Source organism: Collinsella intestinalis DSM 13280 (assembly GCF_000156175.1).
GTDB lineage: Bacteria > Actinomycetota > Coriobacteriia > Coriobacteriales > Coriobacteriaceae > Collinsella > Collinsella intestinalis.
On the sequence record NZ_GG692712.1, the window covers coordinates 1 to 4,663 of the forward strand.

Consider the following 4,663-nt stretch of genomic DNA (forward strand, 5'->3'; position numbering starts at 1 on the left):
GATGGGGTTGTGGGACGGCCACGTCTCCAAGTCCGGGCGGACGTTCGAGGTGGACGGATTCGCCGCGAGCGCCGTGGCCGACTCCCTCAAGACCGCCCACAAGGCCGCAGAATCGCCCACGGCGGTCGTTGACGGCAGGATAGCGGTGGATGTACTCAACACCGCCATCGAGGGCCTTAAAACGGCTCTCAGCGCCTCTCAGGAGCAGAGCGCCGCCCTCGCCCGGGAACTCGACGCGAAGAACTCCCAAATCGCGTCCCTCCAAGAGCAGGTGGCCTCCCAGCAGAGGACGATAGACAGGCTCTCCAGCCGCTCGTGGCTCGACAGGGTGTTCGGCAGGGGACTGCCCCCGGCGTCGACCGAGTAGCCCCGAGGGACACCACCTTTCTCCATGACCGGCGCGGAGCGCCGAGGGCGCGGCCAGCCTTTCCGGTAGGGATCGGTTGGCCGCGCCCTTCTGTTGTGCCGACGGGTCGGAGGGGAGCTGGGGCGCAAGCCCCCCACACATATGGCGCCTCGGCGCCATGGCAAGGAGGGCTTGCCCGACGCGCAGCGAGCGCCAGCGAGCGGAGTCTGGTAGAGCAAGTTTTCCACAAAATCGCTGGTTATTCACAGGGTTGAGCCTCGACAGAGATGTCTACTAAACCTCTTCTAATTCTCTTTATCGTAGGGGGGGTCTCACACCCTACACGTCCCACGCTTCCTGTAGGGTCTCACACCCTACACCTGTAGGGTCTCACACCCTACAGACTTATCCACCCTGTAGGGTCTCACACCCTACAGGGTGGATACATGAAAATGCCCCTGTGGAAGGTTTTCCACAGGGGCATTTTCCCTAGTACCCAGCCTCTTTCGCGACCCTCATGCACGCCACCTCGTCCACGAGATAGGTCGCTGGCGTTCGCGGCCCATTCGACCTCTTGACCACAAAGCCAAGCTTGACGAGCTTGTTGACGTCCTCTTTGAACTCAGCTCGGTCGTACATCCTCAATTCCTTGGCACCGCTCGCAAGGCTCATGCGGAACTCACCCTGAGAGCCATCTTTGTTCGTCGTGCATTGGAAGGAGTAGATGCGCCCGAGAACTTCTCGCTGCCTGCGGCTTATCGGAAGCCAGTACATCCAGAGTGCCACGCGTGAGAAGTGTGCCTGCCGTGCCTCCTGCTGTAGCATCCTGCGCTCATTCTCCTCCATTGCTTTCTTGAGCTTCGGCGGCAGCTTGGCATCGTTATCTTGCATGAAAAAAACCTCCCGGCTCAGGGAGGTCCAACCTAATCAGCATGATGGTGCTTTGCTACATTCCTACAAAGCTATCATTTTCCCGCACACCACCCGTGATACACTGGGGATGCATGGGCGCTGACACGAGCTAGGACCTCGTTCTCAGTAGTCCGCGGGCGCTTCCAACACCCGTGGAGTTCCCAGTTTAACACCTGCCCGCCCGCTCGGCTTCCTCGCCAGCCGGGTGGGCGGTGTTGTTTGAAGCCCTCCCGCCCACGGAGGCCGAAAGGCCGAAGTGATCGGGAGGGCTTCGCCTATGCGATGGCGATAAGCTCGTTGTCGCAGGCGCGGCGGATGAAGGCCGAGCGGCTTATCCCCTCGCGCTTCGCCGCCGAGTCTATCGCCGCAAGCTCGAAGTCGAAGAACTTGACCGTGCTCGCCTTCATCTTCGCCGTCGGCCTGCCGTCGATGGGCTTGGAGAAGTCGAAATCGGAGAAATCGCCGCTCTCGTACTTCTCGACGTCGGCCTCCACCTCCTCAAGGGTCGTGCCGAACATCTCGCATAGCTGCCTGTCGTTCATCGTTTCCTCCTTCCGTACCCAAGCTCGCGCTTGATTGACTCCTGCGGCGGCGTCTGGGCGTGCTTGATGAGCCAGTCGCCCATGGCGTTCCTCACGGCCACGACCTCGACGAGTCTGCCGGAGGCGTCGTATCCGATTCCGACGTGCTCCTCCGGCTCCTTGCCGATTCGCATCATGCTCTTGCGGCAGTGGAGCCACGCGTGTGCCGCGTCCTCCTTCGACACGTCAGGATGCCTCTCGGGCACCCTGTCCAGCACGAATATCCTGTCCAAGCGAACTCCTAACATGGGTATTACTCCTATAGAATACCACAAATTATATACCTCATGGTATTCTTGATATGCAGGTAACGACATCAAGGAAGGCGGTCGGCATTGGTCTACAGGCTGGACGTGTTCAGGGACGCCGCCCTATCAGAGCGCGTGGAGCGCCTGAGCCTGTCCGCGCCCTCCGATGCGCAGGCGGTCGAGCAGGCCGAGGCGGCGCGCTGGCGGTGCGAGTGCGCGGGCGAGAGCCGTGTGCTCGTGCTGTCGCGCGGTGATGGCGGCGAGGTCGCCCGCATGGGAAGCAGGAGGTTGAGCGGATATGGGGATTAGGCCGGTGCCGTGGAGCTTCACCATCGAGTTCGATGGGGAGAAGGCGAGGCGTGCCGGGTACGACGTCGAGGAGCTGTACGACTGCACGGACAGGAACGTCTCCCGCTACGGGTGCGTCCGCGCCGCCCGTGGGACGTGGATGGCGGCGGAGGGCGACGAGGTCGAGTCCCAGTGCCTCTCGCTGTCCCTCCTGTCGAGGGCGGATTGGTTCATGCGCACCGTCGGGTCCATCACCGCGTTCGAGGACGACACGGACGAAATCGACTACCTCGACGTGCTTCGCCGCTACGCCCCGCACCGCCTCCCGACCGGGTGATGGGCATGTCCAAATGGTCCGTGACCGTCCTCGTCGAGGACGGCAGGTGGGTACCCGTCGAGGTCGAGGCGGAGACGATGGCCGACGCGCTCGACTACGTCTACTCGCTCGATTGGGTCGAGAACGTGGTCGAGTGCCAGAGGATAGAATGAGGCCGATGCCCGTGGCCCCCGAGCAAGCGTAGCGCGGCAGGCGCGGTCGGGCCGTAGTCCCCGTGCAATCGGCGCACGGACAGGCGCGGCGAGCAAACCGCCTCTGCGGGGAATCGCACCCCGGCAGACTGCGGGAGGAGAGGCCCGGGCACCAACGGCGCAATCGGAGCGCCGCGAGGGTCCGGGCCTTCCCATGCGCCGCCGCATGGGTTGCGCCCTACCGCCCACGGAGGCCGAAAGGCCGGAGTGATCGGTAGGGCGGGGCAAGGAGGGTGTGCAGCCGCACCCGACGCGCAGCCGCTTGCGGCGGAGTTCCCCGAGGCGTATGCTGAGGGCGTGTCAAACCGAAGGTTTGGTTAACACGCCCTAACCAAACCGCTACGCTGTTTGGAGGCGCAACGCCCATGGCGAACCAACAGGGCTTCAGCGCAGCCGAGGGTGCCGCCGCGCTCGGCAAGCTGTTCAAGCACTTCGACAGGACGAAGATGAAGGACAAGGACGGGAACGTCTACTACCAGACCTACGACTGGCTCACCGTCCGAGGCTCAAAGCACAGCACGAACAAAAGCGACATCGACCCGGAAAGAACCCATCTCAACTACAACATGGCGGCGGATGACCAGAAGTTGCCGCAGATGGAGTTCTTCAAGAAGCGGCTCGGTGAGGTCTGGTGTCACAAGTCGGCGCTGAAAAACGCTCTTCTCGACTGGGTGGTGACGCTCCCCGACATGGAGCAGTACGCCGGAAGGGAAAGGGAGTTCTTCGAGGCCGTCTACGAAAAGCTGTGCGAGATGTACGGCAGGGAGAACGTCGTGAGCGCCTGGGTCCACATGGACGAGGGGCAGCCGCACATGCACTTCGCCTTCCTGCCCATCGTCGCCGACCCGAAGCACGAACAGGGATTCAAGCTTTCTCGGAAGGCGGTCAACACGTGCGAGCGTTATGACGAGAAGCGGCGCGAGGTGAAGGTCGATACAAGGGGGTTCTCCAAAAAGTTCCACGACGATCTAGAGATGGCCATACGAGAAAGCATGGGCCTCGAACAAGCCGGAGTGGTGCTCACCGAGGAGCAGCGCGCGAAGCGTCAAATCAAGGAGAACATGAACGACCCGCAGGAGCTCAGGGAGGCGAAGAAGGCCGTCTCGAGGCTCGAAGCCGAGCGCGACCGACTGAACCGCAGCGTCAGCAGGCTCGAGAGCTACATCGAATCCCTCGAAAAGATAATCTCTGGCCTCGAAGAGAGGGTCGAGCGAAAAGCGGCGTGGGTCATGGAGATAGCCAAGACCCTGAACTTGCGCCCAATCATCGGAAAATGGCAGTCCGCCTTGGAGAAGCTCGCCTCATCGAACAACCCGATAGCCAAGGCTGCGGTCGAGGCGGCAGGCAGAATATCGGGCACATGGGACGAACGTCAGGCGAAGAGGGCGGACAGGGCGATAAACGGCGAGCTGGTCAGGATAGGCAAGGAAATGGACGCCGACGCGGCGGAGGCGAAGAGGCTCAAGAGCATCGCAGCGCAAACGGTGAAGGATGCGCGAGGTCAGGGACGGCGCGGCGGAATGCAGGAGAAGCAGAGAAAAAACGAGCGGTAAAAAGATAAGTTATTGCCAAATGGTGCTAAATTTAGCGATAACTTACCGATTATCTATCGATAAAGTGCTAAAATAGCAGGTAGATAGGCATATCCGATTCCTGATAATCGGCATTATGTAAAGGAGGCGGCGGGGCATGGCGACGCTGAGGGAGATAGCCGAGGAGTGCGGCACGACCAAGCAGACGGTCACCAGCAGGCTCAAGGA

At 61.6% G+C, this 4,663-nt stretch carries 8 protein-coding genes; 5 read left to right on the forward strand and 3 right to left on the reverse strand.

Annotated elements, in window-relative coordinates:
• Positions 1-367: hypothetical protein (locus COLINT_RS08685; RefSeq protein ID WP_006723984.1), on the forward strand; the 367-nt coding region annotated here is incomplete at its 5' end.
• Between the two features lie 468 nt (positions 368-835).
• Here COLINT_RS08685 and COLINT_RS08045 read toward each other — a convergent pair.
• The 3 genes from COLINT_RS08045 to COLINT_RS08055 all read right to left on the reverse strand — a co-directional run bounded on the left by COLINT_RS08045 (position 836) and on the right by COLINT_RS08055 (position 2,072).
• Positions 836-1,237, reverse strand: a complete 402-nt coding sequence (locus COLINT_RS08045) for a hypothetical protein (RefSeq protein ID WP_006723985.1) — start codon at positions 1,235-1,237, stop codon at positions 836-838.
• A gap of 296 nt (positions 1,238-1,533) precedes the next feature.
• Entirely contained in the window at positions 1,534-1,800 is a 267-nt protein-coding gene (locus COLINT_RS08050) for a ribbon-helix-helix domain-containing protein (RefSeq protein WP_006723986.1), read from the reverse strand.
• Positions 1,797-2,072, reverse strand: coding sequence for a hypothetical protein (locus COLINT_RS08055; RefSeq protein ID WP_156780401.1), 276 nt, complete (start codon positions 2,070-2,072; stop codon positions 1,797-1,799). Before COLINT_RS08055 ends, COLINT_RS08050 begins: the two co-directional genes overlap by 4 nt.
• Before the next feature lie 102 nt (positions 2,073-2,174).
• On the opposite strand from COLINT_RS08055, the gene COLINT_RS08060 reads away from it, so the two are divergent.
• From COLINT_RS08060 to COLINT_RS08070, 4 genes are all read left to right on the forward strand, one after another.
• Positions 2,175-2,396, forward strand: a complete 222-nt coding sequence (locus COLINT_RS08060; protein WP_006723988.1) for a hypothetical protein — start codon at positions 2,175-2,177, stop codon at positions 2,394-2,396.
• Positions 2,386-2,712, forward strand: a complete 327-nt coding sequence (locus COLINT_RS08065) for a hypothetical protein (RefSeq protein WP_006723989.1) — start codon at positions 2,386-2,388, stop codon at positions 2,710-2,712. The genes COLINT_RS08060 and COLINT_RS08065 overlap by 11 nt, the downstream gene beginning before the upstream one ends.
• A gap of 5 nt (positions 2,713-2,717) precedes the next feature.
• The gene (locus COLINT_RS08545) at positions 2,718-2,864 is read left to right on the forward strand and encodes a hypothetical protein (protein ID WP_156780402.1); all 147 of its coding nucleotides are present in this window, start codon (positions 2,718-2,720) and stop codon (positions 2,862-2,864) included.
• A 404-nt stretch (positions 2,865-3,268) separates the two neighbouring features.
• The gene (locus COLINT_RS08070; protein ID WP_006723991.1) at positions 3,269-4,456 is read left to right on the forward strand and encodes a plasmid recombination protein; all 1,188 of its coding nucleotides are present in this window, start codon (positions 3,269-3,271) and stop codon (positions 4,454-4,456) included.
• Positions 4,457-4,663: the final 207 nt, after the last annotated feature.